The following is a 21,451-nucleotide window of genomic DNA, read 5'->3' on the forward strand; positions in this document are numbered from 1 at the left end:
GTGGCGCTCATCGCCATCGCATCCGCCAAGGGCGCACCCGGCTGCACGACGAGCGCGATCGCGCTCACCGCGGCCTGGCCGCGACCGGCGCTCCTGGTCGAGGCCGACGTCGCCGGCTCGAGCGTCCTGCCCGGCTTCTACCAGGGACAGCTGCCCCACGACCGCGGCCTGCGCCAGCTCGCGATCGCCCACAGCCACGGCGAGCTGACCCAGCACCAGCTGCGCGAGAACACCCTGCCGATCTTCGACGGCGCGGAGGACCGGTACTTCCTGCCCGGCATCCCCGAGGCCGCCAGCGCGCCGTCGCTGCGTGACCTGTGGGGTCCGCTGGCCAGCCTGCTGGCAGCCCTCGAGAGCGGGGGAGTGGACGTGATCCTCGACCTCGGCCGGCTCCACAGCCCAGTCGACCCGCGCGAAGCGATCCTGACCGTCGCCGACCTCGTGCTCGTCACCACCGGATCCCGCCTGCCCGACATCTACGCCACCCGGGCACTGGTCAACGCTCGCGTCGAGACCGCGGCCCGCCAGGTCACCAACCACGCGCTGCTGGTCATCGGCGCGGGCCGGCCCTACCCCGAGAGCGAGATCTCCAAGCAGATCGGCCTGGCGTCCGTGGGCGCGCTGGCCTGGGACCCGGTCTCCGCGGAGGTGTACTCCGTCGGCGCCAAGACGACCCGGAAGTTCGACCGGTCGCACCTCGCACGAACCGCCCTGACCGTCGCCCACGAAGCCTCGCGCCGGATCGCGCGCAGGCGCACCGACCTGGGAACGGAGGAGCGATGACCACCGAGAACATCCCGTCGCTGGACGACCTGCCGCTGTTCGCGACCCCGCCGCAGCCGACCGACCTGCCACCGCGGCACGTCTGGGCGGACACCACCGAGACGCCGGCGCGCGGCCTGGCCCGCGTCGCCCCCGCCGCTACGACGACCGGCGCCGTGACCGGGGCAGCCGACGCAGAGTTCTGGCGCACGGTCAACGCCTTGCGGCAGAAGGTCGCCGAGCTGCAGGCCGGGTCGCTCGTCGGGCAGCGCCTCGACCGTGCGAGCCGCGAGGAACTCGGCCGCGCGCACATCCAGTCGGTCGTGCGCGACCACAGCGACACCATGCTCGAGAACGGCCAGCCCGGGTTCGAGCCGAGGTACGAGGCCCGCCTGGTCAAGGCGCTGTTCGACGCGATGTTCCGGCTCGGCCGGCTGCAGGCACTCGTCGAGCGCGAGGACGTCGTCAACATCGAGATCACCGGCCACGACCGCGTCCTGCTGCTGTTCGCCGACGGCCACCGTGAGTGGGCCCCGCCCATCGCCGACTCCAACGCCGACCTGATCAACTTCCTCCAGTTCCTCGCCAGCCGTGACCCTGACGACAACGAGCTGTCGTTCACCCGCTCGAACCCGCACCTGGAGATGCGCCTCCCTGGCCGGGTCCGCCTGGCCGCCGACGCCTGGACCACACCCGTCCCGCGCATCTCGATCCGCCTGCAGCACCTCCAGCACGTCGACATGGCGATGCTGCGGCGGGCCGGCGAGATCGACCACGTGCTCGAGGAGTTCCTCGCGGCCACCGTGCGTGCACGCAAGTCGATCGTGGTCAGCGGTCAGGGCCAGGGCTCGGGCAAGACGACCCTGCTGCGGGCGCTGGCCTCGGCCCTCGACCCGTGGGAGTCCCTGGCGACGATCGAGACCGACTTCGAGCTCTACCTGCACGAGGAGCCCGAGCGTCACCACCGCGTCGTGCCGTTCGAGACCCGGCTGGGCTCGGGGGAGTACACCGCCGGGGGCACCCGCGCCGGCGAGATCTCCGCCAGCGAGCTGCTGCGCGGATCCCTGCGTCACAACGTCGACCGGATCCTGGTCGGCGAGGTCCGCGGCGCCGAGATCGTCGCGATGTTCGAGGCGATGCAGGGCGGCAACGGCTCCATGTCGACCGTGCACGCCGACTCCGCCCGCGACGTCGTCGAGCGCCTGGTCGGCCTCACCGTCAAGGACTCCCGCCTCTCGGAGACCTACGCCTACCGGGCGATCGCCAACAGCATCGACCTCATCGTCTACATCTCGGTCGACACACGGCCCGACGGGTCCCGCGACCGGTACGTCTCCCAGGTCATCGAGGTCACCCGCGGCGAACGGGACAACCCCGTCGCGATCACCGACGTGTTCGTGCCCGGACCGGACGGGCGGGCGGTGCCGGCCAACGCGCCGACCTTCATGGACGACCTCGTGCGCGCGGGATTCGACCGCTCGCTGTTCAACTACACCCAAGGCACCTGGGGGCAGTCGTGACTGCGCTGACCGCCGCGATCGTCGTCATCCTCATCGGCGCCGGGATCCTCGCCATCGTCGCGGGCCTGCGTCCCATCGATCCCACGGTCCCGGGCCCGCAGCGAGGCGCGAAGCTGCTGGACCTCCTCGGCCTGCGCGCCGCCGGAGCGCTGGGCCGCCGGCGCCGCGCCGCGGCGGTCGCCGCAGCGGTCGCGCTCGTCGTCGCGGCACTGACCGGATGGTGGATCCTCGTCCCCCTGGCGCCGGCGGCGATCCTGGGCCTGCCGTCGCTGCTGCGCCCGGCGCGCTCCAACGTCGACGTGCAGCGCCTGGGCGACCTCGAGAGCTGGGTGCGCGGCCTGTCCGGCACCCTCGTCGGCGGGTCGGTCGGTCTCGAGCAGGCGCTGCGTGCCTCGCTCGGGTCCGCGCCCCCGACGCTGCAGCCCTCTCTGTCCGGGCTCGTGGCCCGCCTCGACGCCCAGCAACCGATCCGCGGGGCCCTGCTGCGGTGGGCGGACGAGATGGACGACTACGTCAGCGACCTGGTCGCCGCGTGCCTGATCCTGGAGGCCGAGCGGCGCGAGGGCGCGGTCACCAAGGCGCTCGACGAGCTCGCCGAGACCGTCGCCGAGCTCACCGCCTCCCGGCGCCAGATCGAGGCCGACCGATCCGGACCCCGTGCCACTGCCCGGTGGGTGACGATCTTCAGCGTCGGCACGATCGCCCTGCTCGCACTCACCAGCTCCTACGCCGCCTGGTACGGCACCGGACTCGGCCAGATCGTCGCCATCGTGCTCATCGCCGCCTACGCCGGGTGCCTGATGTGGATGCGGAAGATCGCGACCGGCACACCCATCCCGCGCTTCCTGCCCGCCACCCCCGGACGGTGATCACCATGCCCTGGATCCTGCCGCTCCTCCTCGGCGCCACCATCGGCGCCGGTGTCTGGCTCGTCCTGCGCGAGCTCCTGCCCACCCAGCCGGCACTCAACAGCGCGCTCGACCGGCTCTCCGGCGCCGATCAGCCCCGCAACCCCGCGCTCGAGGTCCACGACGGCAGCATCAGCGACCGCCTCGGCGTCGTCGTCTCCCGACGCGTCAGCCTGCCGCGCATCAAGGGCATCACGCCCAGCCCGGCCGACCTCGAGCTCATCGGCAAGGCGCCGCACACGCTGCTGGGGGAGAAGGTCCTCGTCGCGCTGATCGGCCTGATCGCGCTCCCCGCCTGCGGGGTGCTCTTCTCCGCGCTCGGTCTGCAGCTGCCGCTGATCGTGCCGGTGTTCGGCACGCTCCTGCTCGCCACGGTCTTCTGGTTCCTGCCCGACCTGGAGGCCACGTCCAAGGCCCAGGCCGCACGCGCGGAGGTCACCCGTGCCGTCGGCGCCTACCTCGAGCTGCTCGCGATCGAGCGGATGTCCGGCGCCGGCGCGATCCAGGCCACCGAAGGCGCCGCGACCGTCGGCGGGTCGTGGCCGTTCCAGCGCATCTCCCAGACGCTGCAGCTCGCACGGTTCGCCGGCGTGACCCCGTGGGCCGCGCTCGACCAGCTCGGTGACTCCCTGGAGGTGCCCGCGCTGCACGACGTCGCCGACATCATGCGCCTGGCCGGCGCCGAGGGCGCGGCCGTCGTCGAGCAGCTGCGCGGCCGCGCACGCAGCCTGCGCGGCGCACAGATCTCCCTGGACCGGGCGGCCGCCAATGACGACAGCACCCGCATGACGATCCCCGCCACGCTCACCGTCGGAGTTTTCCTTCTCGCGATGGTGATTCCAGTCGGTATGACTGTGTTCTCCCAAGGCGCCGGATAGATCCGTAGCCTGCCTCGTGTCACAACGACGTCCAGATCCGCAGTTACAGGAGATGCCCGCAACTCCACCCACCACCACCGCACCGCAGGGGAGAAGCCGATGATCCGCAAGCTCCGCACCACCACGACCCGCCTCCAGGACCGCATCTCGCGGCTCAAGGGCGACCGGCCCAACGACGAGGGGGCCAGCTCCGTCGAGTACGTCCTGCTGACGGTCCTCGGCATCGTCATCGCCGGTCTCATCGCGGTCGCGGTCACGGCCTTCGTCAACGGCCAGATCGCGCTCTTCTAAGCGCGATGGCCATGACTCGCAGGGGGCGGCGATCCACGGTGTCCGCATCACCGTGGATCGCCCGCCTGCGCGCCGGTGACGACACCGGCTCCGCGGGCGTCGAGGTCGTGATCCTCTACCCCGTCGTCCTGCTCCTGCTCTTCGCGATCGTCCAGGGCGGGATCGTCTTCCACGCCCGCAACGTCGCGCGCTCTGCAGCGAACGGCGCGGTGCTCGCCACCCAGCTGGAGGACGCGACCGCCGGCTCCGGTGTCGCCGAGGCCAACGCCCGTCTCGACCGCGCCGGCGGCGCGTCCCTGCTGTCCGGCGCGGCGGTCAACGTCGAGCGGGGCGCAGCGCAGGTCACCGCCACCGTCAGCGGCCAGGCGCTGTCGATCGTCCCGGGCCTGTCCGGGATCACCGTCTGGGCCACCGCGACAGGCTCCGTCGAGCAGTTCACCTCGGCAGGTGCACCGTGAGGCAGCGCCTGCGCCAGCTCAAGCACGACGACCGCGGCTCCGTGTCCGTCGGCACCTCCGTCGTCCTACCGGCGTTTTTCCTGATCGGCCTGCTGATCATCGCGGTCGGCCGGATCGCCGTCGGCGACGGCGCCGTCCAGGCCGCCGCGAACGAGGCGGCCCGAGCCGCGTCGATCTCCCGCAACGCGACCGCGGCCCAGTCCACCGCCACGAACGCCGCCGCCACGACCCTCGCCAACTCCGACCTCGCCTGCGTCTCGACCGACGTCACGACCAGCACGAGCGGCTTCGCGGCCGCGCCGGGACAGCCCGCCACCGTGCAGGTCACCGTCACCTGCGTCGTGCCCCTGGGGGACCTGGCCCTGCCCGGTGCGCCGGCGACCAGGACCCTCACCGCGACCGCGACGTCGGTCCTCGACACCTACCGGGAGCGGTCATGACCCGCCGACGCCTCACCGACGACGACCGCGGCGACGCCTCGATCATGCTCATCGTCGTCATGGTCGCGCTCATCGCCATGGTCGGCCTCGTCGTCGACGTCGGCGGCCGCCTGCACGCCGCCGACCAGGCCGCCTACGTCGCCCGGCAGGCCGCGCGCGCCGCCGGACAGCAGATCGAGACCGCCCAGGCGCAGGACGGCGTCCGGCCCGACGTCACCAACTCCGGCGCCCAGGCCGCCGCCAACGCCGTCATCGGCGCCTCCGGAATGACCGGCGCGGTCGACGTGTCCGGCCAGACCGTCACCGTCACCGTCACCACCACCTACACGCCCCAGCTGCTGGGGATCGTGGGTGCCGGCACCTGGAACGTGACCAGCTCCGCGTCCGCGCGCGTGGCCCGCGGCATCACCGAGGAGGGCTGATGACCACCACCGCCACACGCCTGCGCGGCCTGCTCGCCGCACTGGTCCTGGTCGCGCTCGTCGTCGGCCTGCCCGTGCTGCTGTGGGCGGTCGCCGGCAGCCCCCTGCCGAGCGCGCTGCCCGACTGGGACCAGGTCGTCGGCACCTTCTCGCGGCCCGACTACACCGGCAGCGTCCTGCTCGGCGTGATCAAGGTCGTCGCGTGGCTCGCCTGGGCCACCTTCGCGATCGCCACGATCACCGAGACCGCCGCCCAGCTGCGCGGCGTGCGCGCGCCCCGACTGCGTGGCCTCGGCGCCCAGCAGCGGCTCGCCTCAGGGCTGGTCGCCTCCGTGCTCATCGCGCTCTCCGTCGCACCCGTCGCGACCGCGGCTGACGCCGCCGCGGCGCCGGCCCCAGTCAGCGCCGCCCTCACCCCGGGCGTCACCGTCAGCGCACCGGCCACCCCTGTCGCCGCTACCGCGCCGGCCCCCGCGGTTCAGGAGCAGGCAGCACCCCAGACCGAGGAGCTCGCGACCTACCAGGTACGCAAGGGCGACTCCCTGTGGGCGATCGCCGACGAGCAGCTCGGAGACGGGCAGCGCTGGCCGGAGATCGCCGAGCTCAACTACGGACGGCCGCAGCCCGGCGGGCACTCCCTGGGCCCGTCGCACTGGATCGACCCGGGCTGGACGCTGCTGCTCCCCGTGCCGGCACCGCAGGCCGCCGCGCCCGCCAGCGCGCCCGCGGCGAGCACGACGCACGTCGTGCAGCCGGGGGAGACCCTGTGGTCCATCGCCGACGACCAGCTCGGCGACGGCGAGCGGTGGACCGACATCTTCGACGCGTCCAAGGACCTCGACCAGGGGGACGGTGCCCGCCTGCAGGACCCGAGCCTCATCCGCCCCGGCTGGACGGTCATCGTGCCCGCGACCACCACGGTCATGGGGGCCCAGGAGCAGGCGCCCGTCGTCGACGAGCAGCCCGCGGCCGTGGTCGACGAGCAGCCTGCGATCGACGAGGCGCCCACCACCGTGGCCCCGCCGGCCGAGGCTCAGCAGCCGCTCGACGAGCAGGGTCCCGCAGGCGCACAGGAGGCGCTCGAGCCGGCCGACCAGACGCAGCGCGCCGAGGAGACCGGCCAGGAGCCGGCACAGCCCGCACCGCCCGCCAGCCAGGCGCCTCAGGACGCGCAGGACTCGACGCAGCAGGGCGACGACGAGACCGCCACGTCACTCGACGAGGACGTCGACGACCACGCCGTCGAGGTTCGGACGCTCACCGGGGTCGGTGGCCTGCTCGCCGTCGGGCTCCTCGGGCTGCTCGCCGCCAAGCGCTCCGCCGCCCGCCGGCGCCGGCGCCCGGGCCAGCGCATCGCCCTGCCCGAGCCCGACAGCGGCGAGTCGGTCCTCGAGGCCGAGCTGCGCGCCGTGGCCGACCCGCTCGGCGTCGACACCGTCAACCGGGCGCTGCGCGCCATGGCCGCCTGGCACCGCGAGCAGGGCAAGGCACTGCCCGACGTCCGCGCCGCCCGGCTGTCCGAGGACTACTTCGAGATCTACCTCGACCAGCCCGCCGACCTGCCCGCCCCGTGGACCGGGACCGCCGACCGGTGCGTCTGGCAGATCACCGCGACCGACACCGCCGACGTCCCGCTCGAGGTCGACGCCGACACCTCCTCGCCCTACCCGAGCCTGGTGACCCTCGGGCACGACGAGGAGAACGCGCACGTGCTGCTCGACCTCGAGCAGGTCGACTGCCTCTCGATCCGCGGCGACGAGCCCACCACCCACGCGACCCTCGCCGCGCTGGCCATCGAGCTCGCGACCACCCCGTGGGCCGACGACGTCCAGGTCACCCTCGTCTCGACCATGCCCGAGCTCGGCGACGTCATCGACACCGGCCGCATCCGACACGTCCACGGCCTGGCGAACATCGTCCGGGAGCTCGAGGCCCGCGCCGCCGAGGTCGAGTCCGCGCTCGGCCAGTCCGGCGCCCAGTCGCTCGTCGACGCACGCGGCCGCGGCCTCGCCGCTGACGCCTGGACCCCCGAGATCCTGCTCATCGGCGAGCAGCTCGACCCCACGGTGCGCGCCGCCCTCGAGCAGCTCGTCACCCGCGTCCCCCGCGTGGGGATCGCCGCGGTGACCTCCGACGCGCAGCTAGGGGAGTGGGTCCTCGACCTCGACCGCGACGACCCCAGCCGCGGCGTGCTCCAGCCCGCCGGCATCACCATCCGCCCCCAGCAGCTCGACGCCGCCACCTACGAGCTCGCGCTCAACCTGCTGCGCGAGCAGGACCCTCAGCCCGGCCCGACGTGGGCCGCTCACCTCGTCGACGACGAGGTCCCGCTCGCCGACCTGCCCGTCGCGGCCGCGACCGACGACGACGAGGCGGCAGCCGACAGCACGGTCGTCGACGTCGACGTCGCGGAGGTCGCCGACGAGCCGACGTCGGCGGCAGTCGTCCAGCTGCGGCCGCCGGCCGTCAAGGTCCTCGGCCCCGTCGACGTCGAAGTGACCTCCGGCGTCACGATGCAGCCCTCGCACCAGCGTCAGGCCACCGAGCTCGTCGCGTTCCTCGCGCTGCACCCCGGCGCCACCGGTGCGGACATCTCCGCCGCGATGTGGCCCGGCCGCGCCCCGAACCTCACGACGCGCCGCTCGGCCGTCTCCCGGGCCCGGCGCTGGCTCGGCGTCGACGCCGACGGGCGCAACCACCTGCCGCTCGTGGTCGGCAGCGAAGAGGACGCCGCCGACGGCGACGGCTACCGCCTGCGCGGCGTCACGACCGACTGGGCGCAGTTCCTCGAGCTCGTCGGGGACAACGCCGCGACCACGCCCCTGGCCGACCTCAAGGCCGCGCTCTCCCTCGTGCGCGGCCGGCCCTTCGCCGACGCCAAGGCCACCAAGTACACCTGGGCCGAGGCAGACATGCAGGAGATGCTCGCCGCGATCGTCGACGTCGCTCACGAGGTCGCACGCCGCGCGCTGCAGACCGGCGACACCGCCACCGCCCGCCAGGCCGCCGCCGTCGGCCGGCTCGTCGACGCCGCGGACGAGCGCGTCTGGCGCGACGGGATCCGCGCCGAGTGGGCCGCCGGCCGCGCCGACGACGCCACCCGCCTCGTCAGCCAGCTGCAGGACCTCCTCGCCGACCTCGAGACCGAAGCCGAGCCCGAGACCGAAGAGCTCTTCGCCGAGGTCCACAAACTCACCACCCGACGCGCCGCACACGGAGGAGCACGATGACCCACCCTCGACGACTTCTGGTCGCCACGGTGATCGCCGGGGCCCTCGTCGCCGGCACCACCGCCTGCACGCCCGACGACCGCAAGCCGACACCTACCGCCACGACGACCACGGCACCGACACCGAGCCCCACCCCGACGCCGACGCCGACGCCGACGCTCGACCCTGTGCAGGAGCAGATCGGCGAGGCGCGGGCCGCCTACGAGCACTACAACGCCGTCGACAACGCGGTCCAGCAGGCTGGGATGGCGGGATGGCAGGACCAGGTAATCCCGCTCGTCGGCGGCGACTACCGCGAGGTGCTCGTCAACTACTACACACAGGCCTCGCAGCAGGGGCTTCGACAGACCGGCGAGACCGCCATCGCGTCGCTGACCGTGACCGAGCACATCCCCGACCCGTCGGGCGGTGGTGGCGAGCAGGTGCGGATGGAGGCGTGCCTCGACACGAGCGACAGCGACATCGTGAACCCGGAGGGTGCCTCGGTGACACAGCCCGGTTTCCCCGATCGCCTGATCACTGCCGTCCTCATGCAGCGCCAGGCTGACGGCCGGTGGACTGTGAATGCGGCCGAGACTCTGCAGGACCGGCCATGCTGACCCGGACCCTCCGCATCCTGCTCGTCGCGCTCCTGCTCGTGCTGCCCTCGGCGTTCCAGCCGGCCGCGGCCGAGCCCATCCAGTGCCCGCCCGGCACCACACCTGTCCGGGGGCAGTGCACGATTACGGTCACGGACCCGGAGGAGCCGGGCGGCCCGGGTGGCCCCGGAAACGGCGGCGGCGGTGCCAGCGGCCCGACGACGTGCTCATTCGGTGGGCGAGAGGTTCCCTGCTCCCTCGAGGGCTACTACTGGGTCGCCGGCAAGGGCTGCTACGCGCGGACCGCAGATCCTCAGCCGCCTGCTGGTGCTCCGGTGTGGGGCGGTCGTACGGACGGCGTCATCCTGGTGTGCGTCCAGCCGTCGTGCCTCGGTCAGGATGCTGGCGAGTGCTACTCGGAGACGTACTGGGCAGCCTCGGCACCGGGCGCCGGTCCATCACCACGTGAGCTCGCGGACCAGGCTGTCGCGGCGATGGACTTCCGCGCGCCGGAGATCGGGATCACGGGCAAGGGCGACGATCCGGACTCGATGCAGATCATTGGTCTTCCGACATGGCTGTGGGTCGCAGATCCGGATGAGCACACGGTCGGGCCGATCACGCGCAGCGCCAGCGCCGGCGGGCTGACGGTTACCGCGACCGGCACGCTCGACCGGATCGTCTGGAACATGGGCGACGGTCGCTCGGTGACGTGCACGGGTCCGTCGGCCAAGGGCACTGCGTACGAGGCGCGCTACCAGGACCAGCCCTCACCGACGTGCGGGCACCGGTACGCCCGGACCTCGGCTGGGCGGCCGGGGGAGGCGTACACGGTGACCGCGACGTCGTACTGGACCGTCGCGTGGGCCGGCGGCGGTCAGTCCGGGACGATCCCGCTGACCTTCACGCGCACGACGCAGCTGCGGGTGGGCGAGCTCCAGGTGATCGTCACGGACGGGGCCGGTCGATGACGCCGGCCGGTCACCGCTCGTGGAGTCGCGGGTGAGCGAGTCCGCGCTTGAGCGCGAGCTGCGGGCCGCGGCCGAGCTCGCGGAGGCCGCGGCCCGCGTCGAGCGCGACGGTGAGGACGAGCGCGACGTCGTGGACGGGTACGGCGAGCTGCTCGCCGAGCTCAAGGCGCGCGTGCGCGCGACGCAGTTCCGCGCGGCGCGCGCGGCGAACACCGAGGTGCTGCGGCTGTACTGGTCGATCGGCCGCGACATCCTCGTACGGCAGCAGGCTGCTGGGTGGGGTAGCAAGGTCGTCGACCGGCTCGCGGGCGACCTCAAGCGCGAGTTCCCTGATCAGCGCGGCTGGTCCCGACGGAACCTGCTCTACATGCGCAAGGCGGCCGAGGTCTGGCCGACCGAGGCGGAGTTTGTGCAGCACGCTGCTGCACAACTGCCGTGGACCCACGTGCACGTGCTCCTGGACCGGCTCGGTACCCGTGAAGAGCGCGACTGGTACGCCGCGGCCGCGGCCGAGCACGGCTGGACGCGCGGGGTGCTCGAGCTGCAGATCCGCTCCGGGCTGCGCACCGCGCTGGGCGCCGCACCGACGAACTTCACCGCCGCGCTCGACTCGGCCGACTCCGAGCTCGCCCAGCAGCTGGTCAAGGACCCCTACGTCTTCGAGCACCTGGCCCTGGTCAAGACCCTGGCCGAGCGCGACGTCGAGCAGGCGCTGATGGACCGCCTGCAGGCGACGATGCTCGAGCTCGGCAGCGGGATGGCGTTCGTCGGCCGCCAGGTGCGCCTCACGGTGCCCGACGACCGCACCGACGCCGTCTCGGAGTTCTACCTCGACCTGCTCTTCTTCCACGTCGAGCAGCTGCGGTATGTCGTCGTCGAGCTGAAGGTGGGCGACTTCGAGCCGGCCCACCTCGGCCAGCTGGGGTTCTACGTGGCCGTCGTCGACGACCAGTACCGCCGGCCCGAGAAGCACGCATCGACCGTCGGGATCCTGCTGTGCACCGGGAAGGCCGGGCCGGTGGTGCGGTACTCGCTGGCGTCGACGGCCGCGCCGGTCGCCGTCGCGGACTACCAGGGGCTGCCGGCCGACGCTCGTGCCGCGCTGCCGAGCGCTGAGCAGCTGCGCGAGGCGCTCGACCTCGACGACCTGGACCCCGAGCCGTGACGGGGTTCGACCCGGACGAGTGGCAGGACACCGTCCGGGAGCCCCAGCCGCACGACAACGTGCCGGTGGCGGTGACGTACCTCCAGGCGCTCAAGTGCTCGGCGCTGGTGGACGCCTACGTGCAGGGCCACCTCGGCTACGAGGACGACGTGCGGATGGTGGCGCTGTTCTGGCGCGCGGTCGCGGCGCGCACGGTGCACGGCCCGCACATGGTGATGCGCCCGAGCGTGGAGGACGCGTGGGCGCAGATCGACGCGGCGCCCTGGCCGCTGTCCGGGCCACCTCGGCCACAGCCAGACGCGTAGCGCCGGCGGCCGGTGTCGGTGCCGGTCGCTACCGTCACGCCACGATCGCCAGAGGGGGTGCACGGTGGGGGAGCAGACCACGACACGAGTCGTGCGCCTGTGCCTGGACACGCGCGCCCTCTCCGAAGAGCAGGCGGTGCTGCTCGCCCGGCATGCCGGTACGGCTCGTGCGGTGTGGAACTGGGCCCTGGCGGCCGTGAACGCCCACGAGGACGCCGTGCGCGCGCACGTCCAGAATCAGGCAGCCGGCGCGGCCGCGTCGTCCACCGCGTTGATGGACGACTCTGCGTGGCGTCGCCGCGCGTACGCCGCGGCACGGGCCGAGCTCGGCCGCACCCCGCGCGCGATCGCCCTCGGCCGGGCGTTCACCGCCGAGACCCGCGATCCCGAGTCACGGTTCGCGTGGTGGCAGACCGAGCGGCACGGCGTCAACCGGTTCGCCGTCTCCTCCGCGCTCCGCGCGCTCGATGCCTCGGTCGACCGCTACCACCAGCGGCTCACCGCGCCGGCGCGGCGGACCCGGCGTGACGGTCGGCCGGCGGGGTGGCCTCGGTTCAAGCGCAAGGGCCGCGACCGCGACGCGTTCTCGCTCTACAACCTCGTCATCGCCGACCAGGATCCCTGGCGCGTGATCGACGGCGCCCACCGGATCAAGGTTCCCTCGCTCGGGTCGCTGCGCGTGCACGAGAACACCCGCCAGCTGCGCCGGCTCATCCACCGCGGGGGCCGGCCCACAGCGGCGCACTTCTCCCGTCACGGTGATCGCTGGTACGTCTCGATCAACGTCGCTATCGCCACCACTTCCCTGCCCGCCCCGGTCACAACCCGAGCCCAGCGCACCGCCGGCGTCGTCGGCGTCGACCTCGGCGTCAAGCACCTCGCCGTGCTATCCGACGGCACTGTTCACGACAACCCCCGTGCCGCGGCCGCTGCGGAACGGCGCCTCACACGCGCGCAGAGGGCCGCTGCGCGCCGCGCGGGCCCTCGCCGCGGTGTTGGCCCGTCCGAGGGCTGGAAAGAGGCTCAGAGGGCCGTCGCGCGGCTGCGGCACCGCACCGCGCTCCGCCGCCAGGGCGTCGTGCACGAGCTCACCAAGGCACTCGCCACCGGGTGGGCTGTCGTGGCCATTGAGGACCTCAACGTCCGCGGGATGACCGCGGCACCGCTGGCCGTACCCGACCCCGACCGGCCCGGGTCGTTCCTGTCGAACGGCTCAGCCGCGAAGTCCGGACTCAACCGGGCCATCCTCGACGTCGGGTTCGGCGAGCTACGCCGGCAGCTGACCTACAAGGCCGAGCGGTACGGGTCCGTCGTGGTCGCGGTCGCCCGGTTCGCGCCGACCTCCAAGACATGCTCGGGCTGTGGAGCAGTGAGAGCCAAGCTGCTCCTGTCCGAGCGCACCTACCGATGCGACGAGTGCGGCCTGGTCATCGACCGGGACCTCAACGCCGCACGGAACATCCGCGACCTCGCTTCGGCGATAGTCGCGACGTCGCCTGCGGACGCGGGAGACGCGAAACGGCCGGACGAGCGCCGACGACCCCGTGCGACGGGGGAGCAGGCTGGTCCGGCAAGACCCCGCACCGCGGGGCCACCGGAGCGGGTAACCGACTCCCCATCCCCCCAGCGCACTGCACCGTCGCTGGTCGCGTAGCTCGCGACCCGCACGCACGCACAGGGATGGTCCGACCTCGGTCCACCGCTCGCCGTCACCGAGCTGCCGCGACCCGCACGCGCGGGGATGGTCCCAGCAGCTGGAGCAGCATCTCGCCCAGATGCACCTGCCGCGTCCCCCACGCGCGGGGATGGTCGGGAGGAACGCCACCCCGTCGCCGGGGGACGCCGCACCGGCACCGCGCGTGTGCCGAACACACCTCGAGAGCCGTGGCACAGTGCGGGAGGTGAGGCTGTGGGATGAGGAGGAGCGGCGCCGCGCGAACTACGTCGACGACCTGGTTCGGCATGCCGACGTCCTGAAGGAGCTGGGCTCGCTGCAGCGGCGGGCGCAGACGGTGCGCTGGTGGCAGCTCGCGGAGCAGCTCGACCTGCGCCGAGCGCTGCGACGAACTGAGGACGACCTCGCGAGGGTCTCGGCACAGATTGATGACCCAGAGCTGCGGCGCACCATCGTGGCTGCGTTGATCGGGCGCGCGGTGTCCCAGGCGCGTCAGCACTCGCACCGCAACACGTTCCACCCGGAGGTCCTCGACGAGCTCGACCGAGTCGTCGCGGCGGCGCGCTCGAGCCTGGAGCGGACCACACCGGCTGCTGCTGGTGGGTTCCAGGGGATGACGACACACCGCAAGGACGTCTTCGTCACGCAGTTACCCGCGCTTGCCGAGTTGCTCGACGAGGCTGCGATCCGCGCTTACAGCGTCGACACCGTCGAGGCACTCGCCCGGATCGCGTCGGACGAGGAGATGCTCACCTGGGTGGGTGACGACCAGTGCGTCGTACAGCATCGGGCGAGCGGGCTGCGCCAGCACTTCTGGGCCGATCGCGTGCCCGTGCCCGGCCGCATCGGCGTCTTCGGTGCCACGAACGCGCGAACGTACAAGGTCGCCTCGCTGGTGGATGAGCCGGACCCGGGACCGTGGGAGTGCTTCGTCGGGCTCGGGATCGGCACGCGGCTGTACCGGGCGGGCGCAGAGCTCATGCCAGGGGTGCGGTGGTGGTCATCGGTGGCGAAGGCGCCGGCTGTGGCCGTCCGGCGACGCCTGCATGCGGAGGACCCGTACATCTGGCACTGGTCGGAGTGCACCTGGTGCTACGAGCAGACGCCGGAGGGGTGGGCCGGGCTCCCACGCGAGGCCTTTGCGCAGCACCCATGACCGATGGCTTGGCCACAGCCAAGAGGGGTGGCCCCGGTGTGGGCCCCCGACTGCAGGGGGGCGCCGAGGCCCACACCGGGGCGCGGGAACAGCATGACCCGAGGGGACAGCCGTTCTGTTGATTCCTCGGCGCGCCGGCGTCGTTGCTTGAGCGCGGGCCCGTCAGGGTCGAGCCCATCGCCGGGGTGACAGACCTCTACGGCACGATGACGTCGTGATCACCGAGTCGTTCTACCTGGGCCCCACACGACGGCCCGTGCCGCTGACCTCCTGGGACGAAGTCGTCTCCGCTGCGCAGGCGGGGGTGCTCGACGAGACGCAGTGGGTCGAGCTCAAGCAGGACGTGCCCGCCTCGAGCAAGTCGGCCAACCTCGAGCTCGCGAAGGACCTCGCGTCGCTGTCCGTCGACGGCGGGCTGCTCGTGATCGGCGTCGCCGACGCCGACCGCAAGGCCGGCGACGTCGTCGGTGCCCGGTTGCAGGGTCTGGAGACCCGGATCGACCAGGTCGCGGGCGGGCAGATCACCCCGCCCCTGAGCGTGACGATCGTCCGGGTGGACCACCCGGACGACGACGAGCGTGGCGTCCTGCTGGTGGGGGTGCCTGCGTCACCGGACGCACCGCACATGGTCGACGGTGCGTACTGGGCCCGCGGTGCGACTGGCAAGCGGCGCCTGTCCGACCCGGAGGTCCGGCGGCTGATGACGGCCCGTCAGGCGCAGACGGCCGGGTTCGAGACCCGGCTGCGTGCGATGGCGGAGGACTTCGAGATTCCTGCACTCACCCGGCGGAAGGGCCACGTCTACCTCCTCGCCGAGCCTCTCGCTCCTGTTCACGCACAACCGGCCGCCGGTCACCACGAGACCTTGCTCCAGATGGTCACCTCGGCCGTGCGGTTCAGGCCCCAGTTCATCCCGACCATCGAGTCGCTGACGTACCAGCGAGCGGACCCCGACGGCCTGGCCGCAACGTCCTTCCCGCCGACCGAGCAGTTGAAGCAGGACCTGTACGCGCTGCGGGGGCTCGTCGCCGACGACGGCCAGATCGCCATGACGTCCAGCGGCGGGACGACCGACCCCTCGGACTTCAACGGTGAGCGGCCCTCGCAGCAGTTCGTCGACGCCGGGCACATCCTCGAGCTCACGCACTGCCTCGCCGAGATCACCGGTCATCTGTCGAGCGAGCGGTTCTCCTACGGCGGTCCGTGGCGGCTCGGGGTCCGGGTAGATCGGCTGTACGGCGTGCCGGCGACCGCCGCCATGGACGACAGGATGGGGCGCCGCTTCGCCGGGTACCCGCGGGCGGAGTTCGTGCGCGTCGTCACCGCGACCACGGGTGAGCTCGTGAGCCAGACGCCCGACGTCGTGGGCCGGCTCCTGGAGCCGCTCCTGCGTGGGCTCGGCGTGACCTCGCAGTACCTGCCCTACACCGACCCGCGCAGCTTCGCCGGGGGCGCCAGCCGCCGCTGAGCCGCGGCACCTGCCTGGTGTCAGTTGAGCGAGCTCCAGCTCTGGTCGGCCGGGTTCCAGCGGTGACCTGTGGCCGCGCCGGTCAGGGCCGGCTCGAGGAACGCCGCGACGAGGCTGACCGCTGACGCGAGGTCGTGGAGCCCGTCGCAGTGGGGCGTCTTGGCGGCCAGCGGCGGGTAGGTGGTCGCCCAGGCCGGCGGGACGGTGAAGGTCTGGGTGGCCGGCAGCCGGCGGTGCAGGCGCTCGGCGACGATCGCGTTGTGTAGCTCCTCGCCGTCGACGGTCTGGGTGCGGGCGAACACGACGAGGTCGACGAGGTCGCGGGGGCGACTGGAGCGGGCGCCGTCGGCGTAGACGGTCTCGGTGGCGGCGAGCTTGTCGGCGATGTGGTCGACGACGGGGTAGGCCCGCACCGTCGGTGCCTGCAGACCTGGCAGCTCCAGCGGCAGGCTCGAGCGCACGACCTCCGGCTCGGTGGTCATCAGCGAGCCGGTGACCAGGTCGACCCCGAAGACCTCACAGCGACGCGTGCCGCAGTAGGCCTCGATCTGCACCCGGTAGCCCGCGACGTCGGGCTGCTGGCCGGCGCCGCCGACGGGACGCGCGGTGCCGACCACGAACCGGAAGTGGTCGGCGAGGTCGACGGCCACGGCCGCGCGCAGCGCCTCGAGCGCGTCGTCGATGTTGCCGAGGCTGCGCAGGAGGTCGACGTCCTTGCTGTGCCGGGCATCGTTCACGCGCGCGAGCACGGCGGTGCCGCCCTTGAGCACCCAGGGGGAGCCGGGGTCGGCGAACACGCGGGCGAGGAAGCGGTCGTAGACGAACCGGCGGACGAGCTCGTTCGTCGGGCGCCCTGTCGCCTTGGACGCCGCGCGTGCGCGATCGCTGATGGCGCGCCACATCGCGATGCCGTCGCGGTACCCGGTCACGTTCACAGCCGATCCTCATCGTCGTCGTCGTGCTCGTCGTCGTGCTCTTCGTCGTGCTCGTCGACGTGCTCTTCGTCGTGCTCGTCGACGTCGTCGCTGGCAGCCGCAGCCGCGGCCGTGGTCTGAGCAGCGGTCTGCAGCGCGAGGAGGAGCTGCTGCAGGGCCGCCTGGTTCTCCGGGTCCTCGAACCAGGTCGCCATCCGCTCGCGGGTCTCCAGGCTCGGCAGCGCGGCCGCGATCCGGGCACGCGCGGCGTTGACGCTGGGCAGCACCGTGCGGGCGATGGTCTCGTTGACCGGCGCGACCATCGCGCGGGTCCGCTCGGCCATGTTGGCCAGGCCGGCGCGCAGCTCAGGGCTGATCGCCGCGGCGCTCACGAGCGTGGCGAGGTCCTCGACGAGCTTGACGCTCTCGGGGGACAGGGCGAGACGGTCGTTCAGGGAGCGGGCGACCAGGTCGACGCCGGCGTCGGAACCGACCAGGCGGTCCCCGAGCTCACGTGGGGCCAAACCCCCGGCCTGCAGCAGCCGGGTCGTCAGCGCGGCGGCGTCGCGGGACTCGTGGCGTCGCGCGACCGGCTCGAGCGCCCGCACGAGCGCGCGACCGTCGGCCGATCCCTTGCGCACGGCGTCGGCCGCCACCTGGCCGACGTGCTCGAGGTCGTGGCCGGCGCTCAGCAGGTCGGCGACCGTACGCGCCGCCGTGGTGACGGGCAGACCCGCGACCACGGTGACGTCATCCGGCGCCAGGGCCGCGCGGTGCACTCGCACGCCGGGACGGGTGGACTGGTAGCGGGTCGGCAGGGTGAGCTCGTGCTCGTCGGCGAGCAGGTCGCCGAGGCCATGCAGCTGCGCGGCGGAGGCATGCGAGACGACGCCGGCGTCGATCGGGTCCGCCAGGCGATCGGCTACGGCACGTCGCGGCTGCAGCGCGACCCACGCCGTCCGCAGCCCGAGCAGCTCATCGCCCAGGACCGCCGGGGTGGCGTACACGCCGTGCGCGACCCGATCGAGGATGCCGGCGTCGACCAGGCGGGCCAGCTGCATGCGGGAGACCCCAACCTCCTGCGCCTGGGCGGCGGTCACCAGCCCCCACTGCCCAGCTGCGAGCTCGGTGAGCGTCGCGAGGTCAGAGGTGCGCATGCTGCAAATGTAACGCCCTGAGTGTGACAATCCCAGCAGCGTTGTGGCGAGCGGTCCTCCTTCGGCCCGTATGGGACGCTCCACCGATGGCCCTGACGCGTCGCACGCTGGCGTTCGCCGCGCTGGCCGACCGTGTCGCGCGACTCCTCGAGGAACACAGCGCGCACGTGCGCAGCGAGGAGGTCGACGCGGTGCTCAACCACCGGATCGAGCAGGTCAGCGAGCAGATGGGCGTGAGCCCGCGGACCGCGCTGCGTTACGCGCCGGCGGACCTACCCGAGACCACAGCCGCGCTCATCCTCGAGGTGCTGGCTACACGCGAGGACTCGCGGGCGCCGTCGTTGCGCCGGCACCTGCGCCTGGTCGAGCCGGCGCCTGGATCTCCAGGAGCGTCGGGTCGGCGACCTTGACGTAGAACCGCCCCGGGGAGCGCTGCGACGGGCGCGGGTGCCCCAGCGCGAGGAGCGGCCCGTCGACGAGCGTGGCTGGGTCCGTGCCGCTCAGGCGTGAGCCGCTCAACGCGCGTGCGCTGACAACGACGGAGATGTCGCTGTCGTGCGCGCGCACGAGCCAGCTGCCGTCGTCCGGGTCGACGCGCACGCTTCGGACGTGCCCGTAGTAGCCGCGGCTCAGGCCGCTCATCGCCGCGGCGTCGACGTGCTCGAGGCGGACGAAGAAGCGCTCGACCGGCAGCTGCGGGAAGCCGTCCAGGCGGACCACGGCGCCGGGCGGGTACCCGTCGCCTTGGAGAGTGGCCAGGACGGCGCGCAACCGCGGCCGCAGGGTCGCCTCGCTCGTCGAGGTGCCGGCGGTGACGTCGTGCCGCGGGGCGGACGGCTGCGACGGGTCCTCGGTCGTGCGCCGGCGCCCGTCCGGCCCCCGGCTCGGCGCCGGCGGGTCGAGGTTGATCGCCACCCAGCGCACCCGGCTGGCGATCGCGGCCGTCGGGCGCGCCGGCCCTGCGTCGGCGTCGTCGGTGGCGATCGACCCGGAGGTGCAGTCCGTGACGTGGTCGCGGCTGAAGAAGCAGGGCCGCCGGCCGTCGACCGAGGCGCGGCGGAAGAACGTGACGGCGCGGCACGGGCCGTCGGCGCCGGCACCGTCGCACTCGAGCGTCACGGGCCGGTGGGCTGGCGCGGTGCGGGCGTAGAGCTCTGCCGACCAGGTGCGCCCGGTGGCGGGGTCGACGGCGCTCTGCACGGTCAGGGCAGGCGTCGGGCCTCGACGACGAGGTCTGCGCCCGATGGTGTGACGCGCGCGTCCAGCTGGCCGAGCTTGGACAGCGCCTTGCGCTGGCCGCGACGGATGTCGCTGGCCAGCGAGGCCGCGGAGCGCTCGGCGGCACGGCCGCCGCTGGGGTAGGTCTTGACGACCACCCAGCCGGACGTCGAGGCCAGACGCTCGATGAGCACCCTGGCGGTCGTGGCTCGCTCGCCCGCGATCCGCAGCCCGAGGTCGGAGCTGGTGCGCCGGTCGGCCGGAGGCTGGTTGCGGTACTCCTCGATCAGCCAGCCGGCGGAGCGCTCGTCGATCCGCTTCGCGGCCGCCATCGCGGGCGGCACGTCATCGGAGGGGAGCGGCTCGTACGTGAGCTCGCGGTCGATGAGGTAGTCGGTCTCGAGCTCGCGCGAGCGGTGCCAGCTGCGGGTGTTCGGGACCCAGACGAACATGCGGTGGTCGTCGGTCCACGCCGCGGGCGCGTTGGTCTGGCCCAGTGCGTTCAGGACGCGGAAGAACTGCGTGGCCATCGGACCCACCCCCTTCGTCCTATCGACACTTTTCCTTACACCTCCAGGTTACCAGCGGCTACGAAGTCGCGTAAGCGTTGGGGTACGTGCGCGCCCGGACCGGCACGTCGCCGAGCGTGGTGAGCTCGTCGAGGCCAGCCGGCGTGGGCACGCTCGCCGACAGCTTCTCCATCCGTTCACGTGCGGCGGCGCGCTCCTCCCAGGCCAGGTCCATGTCGCGCTCGATCTCGTAGTCGACGTGCAGGGTGTCCTTCACGCTCTGGCTGAGCTCGGAGTGGATCTGCAGCTCGAAGACGCGGCCGCCGGGGGAGGCCACCAGCAGGTGCAGACCTTTGTAGGGGTTGCCGTCGACATAGGAGTGCTCGGCCTCGACGACCGTGTACGAGCGGGTGCCCAGCGCAGTCACCATGGAGCGCGCCGTCGCGGGGAGGTCCTCGTGGTCGACGCACACGGCGGTGTAGCGGACGACGTCGGTCAACCGGCCGGCCACGTCCCGGGCAGTGCCCTCGCCGACGACGACGCGGTCTCGGCGCAGTCGCGACAGGATCTTGCGGGCCAGCGACGAGGGGCTCTTCACGCGGAACTCGAGCGCGTGCATGCGCGCGCCCGGGGGCACGACCTGGAGGTGGTCGCTGGTGATGCCGGACTCCTCGGCGCAGGCCTCGAGGATCGTGGCCACGGCCTCGCCGGCGACGGCGGTCGGATACTTGTCCCACAGCGTGCTGGGTGCCGGCTCGTTCGGCCAGACGACGTCGGGCCGGTCCTCGCTCTGGCCCGGGCGCAGCTCGTCGACGGTGAGCCCTTCGAGCTGGCGACGGTCCCGGCAGCGACGTCCGCCCTCGGCGCACGACTGGCACATCAGCGCGCGGCCGCCAGCAGCTGGCGCGCGCGCGCGTACTTGGCCTCGAGGCGCGCGCGGGTCGTGTCCTCGAGCAGGGCCAGACGCCGGGGGTCGGTGTTGTCGGCGAGGTCTGCTCTCTTGACCGCGACGGCGAGCGGGTCGGCGTTCACGCGTGCGAAGTAGGCCTCGGTGGGCTCGCCGGCGACCTTGGTGACCGCGACGACCGCGGCCACGACCTCCTCCGGGAAGCCGGCGGCGCGCAGGTCGTTGGGCGTGGTGGCGGTGTCCTCGACGACGTCGTGCAGCCACGCGGCCGCAAGCACGCGCGCGTCTCCGCCGGCGGCCGCGGCGTGCGCGGCGACCCGCTTCGGGTGCTCGATGTACGGCGCGCCGGCCTTGTCGACCTGCCCGCGGTGCGCGGCCGTGGCGATCTCGCGCGCTCTGGTCACCAGATCCATCTTGCCCATCCGTCCTATCTGCTCGTTTCCTGACGTCAGGCTATCGCCGCCCTCTGCACGCGGTAACCGCTGCCGCAGGCGCCGATGTGACAGGTGCGCGCGGGGG

General features: G+C 72.9%; 22 protein-coding genes. 16 read left to right on the plus strand and 6 right to left on the minus strand.

Features of this window, described 5'->3' with window-relative positions; genetic code table 11:
* The 16 genes from BM048_RS16720 (at position 1) to BM048_RS16795 (ending at position 16,227) form a co-directional block, all read left to right on the plus strand.
* Entirely contained in the window at positions 1–783 is a 783-nt protein-coding gene (locus tag BM048_RS16720) for a CpaE/TadZ family protein (protein WP_090034923.1), read from the plus strand.
* Positions 780–2,282, plus strand: coding sequence for a TadA family conjugal transfer-associated ATPase (locus BM048_RS16725; RefSeq protein WP_090034926.1), 1,503 nt, complete (start codon positions 780–782; stop codon positions 2,280–2,282). Before BM048_RS16720 ends, BM048_RS16725 begins: the two co-directional genes overlap by 4 nt.
* Complete coding sequence (locus tag BM048_RS16730) at positions 2,279–3,151, plus strand: type II secretion system F family protein (RefSeq protein WP_090034929.1); 873 nt, start codon at positions 2,279–2,281, stop codon at positions 3,149–3,151. The genes BM048_RS16725 and BM048_RS16730 overlap by 4 nt, the downstream gene beginning before the upstream one ends.
* A 5-nt stretch (positions 3,152–3,156) precedes the next feature.
* Entirely contained in the window at positions 3,157–4,068 is a 912-nt protein-coding gene (locus BM048_RS16735; RefSeq protein WP_139224522.1) for a hypothetical protein, read from the plus strand.
* A gap of 99 nt (positions 4,069–4,167) precedes the next feature.
* Positions 4,168–4,359, plus strand: coding sequence for a hypothetical protein (locus BM048_RS16740; RefSeq protein WP_090034934.1), 192 nt, complete (start codon positions 4,168–4,170; stop codon positions 4,357–4,359).
* A 38-nt stretch (positions 4,360–4,397) separates the two neighbouring features.
* Positions 4,398–4,817, plus strand: a complete 420-nt coding sequence (locus BM048_RS16745) for a TadE/TadG family type IV pilus assembly protein (protein ID WP_175499609.1) — start codon at positions 4,398–4,400, stop codon at positions 4,815–4,817.
* Entirely contained in the window at positions 4,814–5,257 is a 444-nt protein-coding gene (locus BM048_RS16750) for a TadE/TadG family type IV pilus assembly protein (RefSeq protein WP_239078853.1), read from the plus strand. The genes BM048_RS16745 and BM048_RS16750 overlap by 4 nt, the downstream gene beginning before the upstream one ends.
* Positions 5,254–5,679, plus strand: a complete 426-nt coding sequence (locus BM048_RS16755) for a hypothetical protein (protein WP_090034940.1) — start codon at positions 5,254–5,256, stop codon at positions 5,677–5,679. Before BM048_RS16750 ends, BM048_RS16755 begins: the two co-directional genes overlap by 4 nt.
* Positions 5,679–8,909: a LysM peptidoglycan-binding domain-containing protein gene (locus tag BM048_RS16760; protein WP_090034942.1), complete on the plus strand. Its 3,231-nt coding sequence runs from the start codon at positions 5,679–5,681 to the stop codon at positions 8,907–8,909. The genes BM048_RS16755 and BM048_RS16760 overlap by 1 nt, the downstream gene beginning before the upstream one ends.
* Positions 8,906–9,508, plus strand: coding sequence for a hypothetical protein (locus BM048_RS16765; protein ID WP_139224523.1), 603 nt, complete (start codon positions 8,906–8,908; stop codon positions 9,506–9,508). The genes BM048_RS16760 and BM048_RS16765 overlap by 4 nt, the downstream gene beginning before the upstream one ends.
* Positions 9,502–10,458, plus strand: a complete 957-nt coding sequence (locus tag BM048_RS16770) for a hypothetical protein (RefSeq protein WP_090034947.1) — start codon at positions 9,502–9,504, stop codon at positions 10,456–10,458. The genes BM048_RS16765 and BM048_RS16770 overlap by 7 nt, the downstream gene beginning before the upstream one ends.
* 148 nt (positions 10,459–10,606) lie before the next feature.
* Complete coding sequence (locus BM048_RS16775; RefSeq protein ID WP_239078854.1) at positions 10,607–11,623, plus strand: PDDEXK nuclease domain-containing protein; 1,017 nt, start codon at positions 10,607–10,609, stop codon at positions 11,621–11,623.
* On the plus strand, positions 11,620–11,928 hold the full coding sequence (locus BM048_RS16780; RefSeq protein WP_090034949.1) for a hypothetical protein: 309 nt from the start codon (positions 11,620–11,622) through the stop codon (positions 11,926–11,928). The genes BM048_RS16775 and BM048_RS16780 overlap by 4 nt, the downstream gene beginning before the upstream one ends.
* A gap of 64 nt (positions 11,929–11,992) precedes the next feature.
* Entirely contained in the window at positions 11,993–13,582 is a 1,590-nt protein-coding gene (locus BM048_RS16785; RefSeq protein ID WP_090034952.1) for an RNA-guided endonuclease InsQ/TnpB family protein, read from the plus strand.
* 247 nt (positions 13,583–13,829) lie between these two features.
* Positions 13,830–14,759 carry a hypothetical protein gene (locus BM048_RS16790; RefSeq protein WP_139224524.1) on the plus strand — a complete coding sequence of 310 codons (930 nt, stop codon included), beginning with the start codon at positions 13,830–13,832 and terminating at the stop codon, positions 14,757–14,759.
* 214 nt (positions 14,760–14,973) lie between these two features.
* Entirely contained in the window at positions 14,974–16,227 is a 1,254-nt protein-coding gene (locus tag BM048_RS16795; protein WP_090034957.1) for an AlbA family DNA-binding domain-containing protein, read from the plus strand.
* 20 nt (positions 16,228–16,247) lie between these two features.
* On the opposite strand, the gene BM048_RS16800 is transcribed toward BM048_RS16795, so the two are convergent.
* The 6 genes from BM048_RS16800 to BM048_RS16825 form a co-directional block, all read right to left on the minus strand.
* Positions 16,248–17,162, minus strand: coding sequence for a nucleotidyl transferase AbiEii/AbiGii toxin family protein (locus BM048_RS16800; protein ID WP_239078852.1), 915 nt, complete (start codon positions 17,160–17,162; stop codon positions 16,248–16,250).
* The gene (locus BM048_RS16805) at positions 17,159–18,298 is read right to left on the minus strand and encodes a type IV toxin-antitoxin system AbiEi family antitoxin domain-containing protein (RefSeq protein ID WP_090034960.1); all 1,140 of its coding nucleotides are present in this window, start codon (positions 18,296–18,298) and stop codon (positions 17,159–17,161) included. The genes BM048_RS16800 and BM048_RS16805 overlap by 4 nt, the downstream gene beginning before the upstream one ends.
* A 312-nt stretch (positions 18,299–18,610) precedes the next feature.
* Positions 18,611–19,498, minus strand: a complete 888-nt coding sequence (locus BM048_RS16810) for a hypothetical protein (RefSeq protein WP_090034963.1) — start codon at positions 19,496–19,498, stop codon at positions 18,611–18,613.
* A 2-nt stretch (positions 19,499–19,500) separates the two neighbouring features.
* Entirely contained in the window at positions 19,501–20,055 is a 555-nt protein-coding gene (locus tag BM048_RS16815) for a hypothetical protein (protein ID WP_090034966.1), read from the minus strand.
* Between the two features lie 49 nt (positions 20,056–20,104).
* Positions 20,105–20,905, minus strand: a complete 801-nt coding sequence (locus BM048_RS16820; RefSeq protein WP_090034969.1) for a RelA/SpoT domain-containing protein — start codon at positions 20,903–20,905, stop codon at positions 20,105–20,107.
* On the minus strand, positions 20,905–21,345 hold the full coding sequence (locus tag BM048_RS16825; protein ID WP_090034991.1) for an HD domain-containing protein: 441 nt from the start codon (positions 21,343–21,345) through the stop codon (positions 20,905–20,907). The genes BM048_RS16820 and BM048_RS16825 overlap by 1 nt, the downstream gene beginning before the upstream one ends.
* Between the last annotated feature and the right edge of the window lie 106 nt (positions 21,346–21,451).

Source organism: Cellulomonas marina, from assembly GCF_900111925.1.
GTDB lineage: Bacteria > Actinomycetota > Actinomycetes > Actinomycetales > Cellulomonadaceae > Cellulomonas > Cellulomonas marina.

What these genes read in the sequence shown, in the direction of transcription:
- BM048_RS16725 (WP_090034926.1), top strand. Translation starts at nt 780, where the DNA reads ATGACCACCGAGAACATCCCGTCGCTGGACGACCTGCCGCTGTTCGCG.
- BM048_RS16735 (WP_139224522.1), top strand. Translation starts at nt 3,157, where the DNA reads ATGCCCTGGATCCTGCCGCTCCTCCTCGGCGCCACCATCGGCGCCGGT.
- BM048_RS16740 (WP_090034934.1), top strand. Translation starts at nt 4,168, where the DNA reads ATGATCCGCAAGCTCCGCACCACCACGACCCGCCTCCAGGACCGCATC.
- BM048_RS16755 (WP_090034940.1), top strand. Translation starts at nt 5,254, where the DNA reads ATGACCCGCCGACGCCTCACCGACGACGACCGCGGCGACGCCTCGATC.
- BM048_RS16760 (WP_090034942.1), top strand. Translation starts at nt 5,679, where the DNA reads ATGACCACCACCGCCACACGCCTGCGCGGCCTGCTCGCCGCACTGGTC.
- BM048_RS16765 (WP_139224523.1), top strand. Translation starts at nt 8,906, where the DNA reads ATGACCCACCCTCGACGACTTCTGGTCGCCACGGTGATCGCCGGGGCC.
- BM048_RS16770 (WP_090034947.1), top strand. Translation starts at nt 9,502, where the DNA reads ATGCTGACCCGGACCCTCCGCATCCTGCTCGTCGCGCTCCTGCTCGTG.
- BM048_RS16805 (WP_090034960.1), bottom strand. Translation starts at nt 18,298, where the DNA reads ATGCGCACCTCTGACCTCGCGACGCTCACCGAGCTCGCAGCTGGGCAG.
- BM048_RS16820 (WP_090034969.1), bottom strand. Translation starts at nt 20,905, where the DNA reads ATGTGCCAGTCGTGCGCCGAGGGCGGACGTCGCTGCCGGGACCGTCGC.
- BM048_RS16825 (WP_090034991.1), bottom strand. Translation starts at nt 21,345, where the DNA reads ATGGATCTGGTGACCAGAGCGCGCGAGATCGCCACGGCCGCGCACCGC.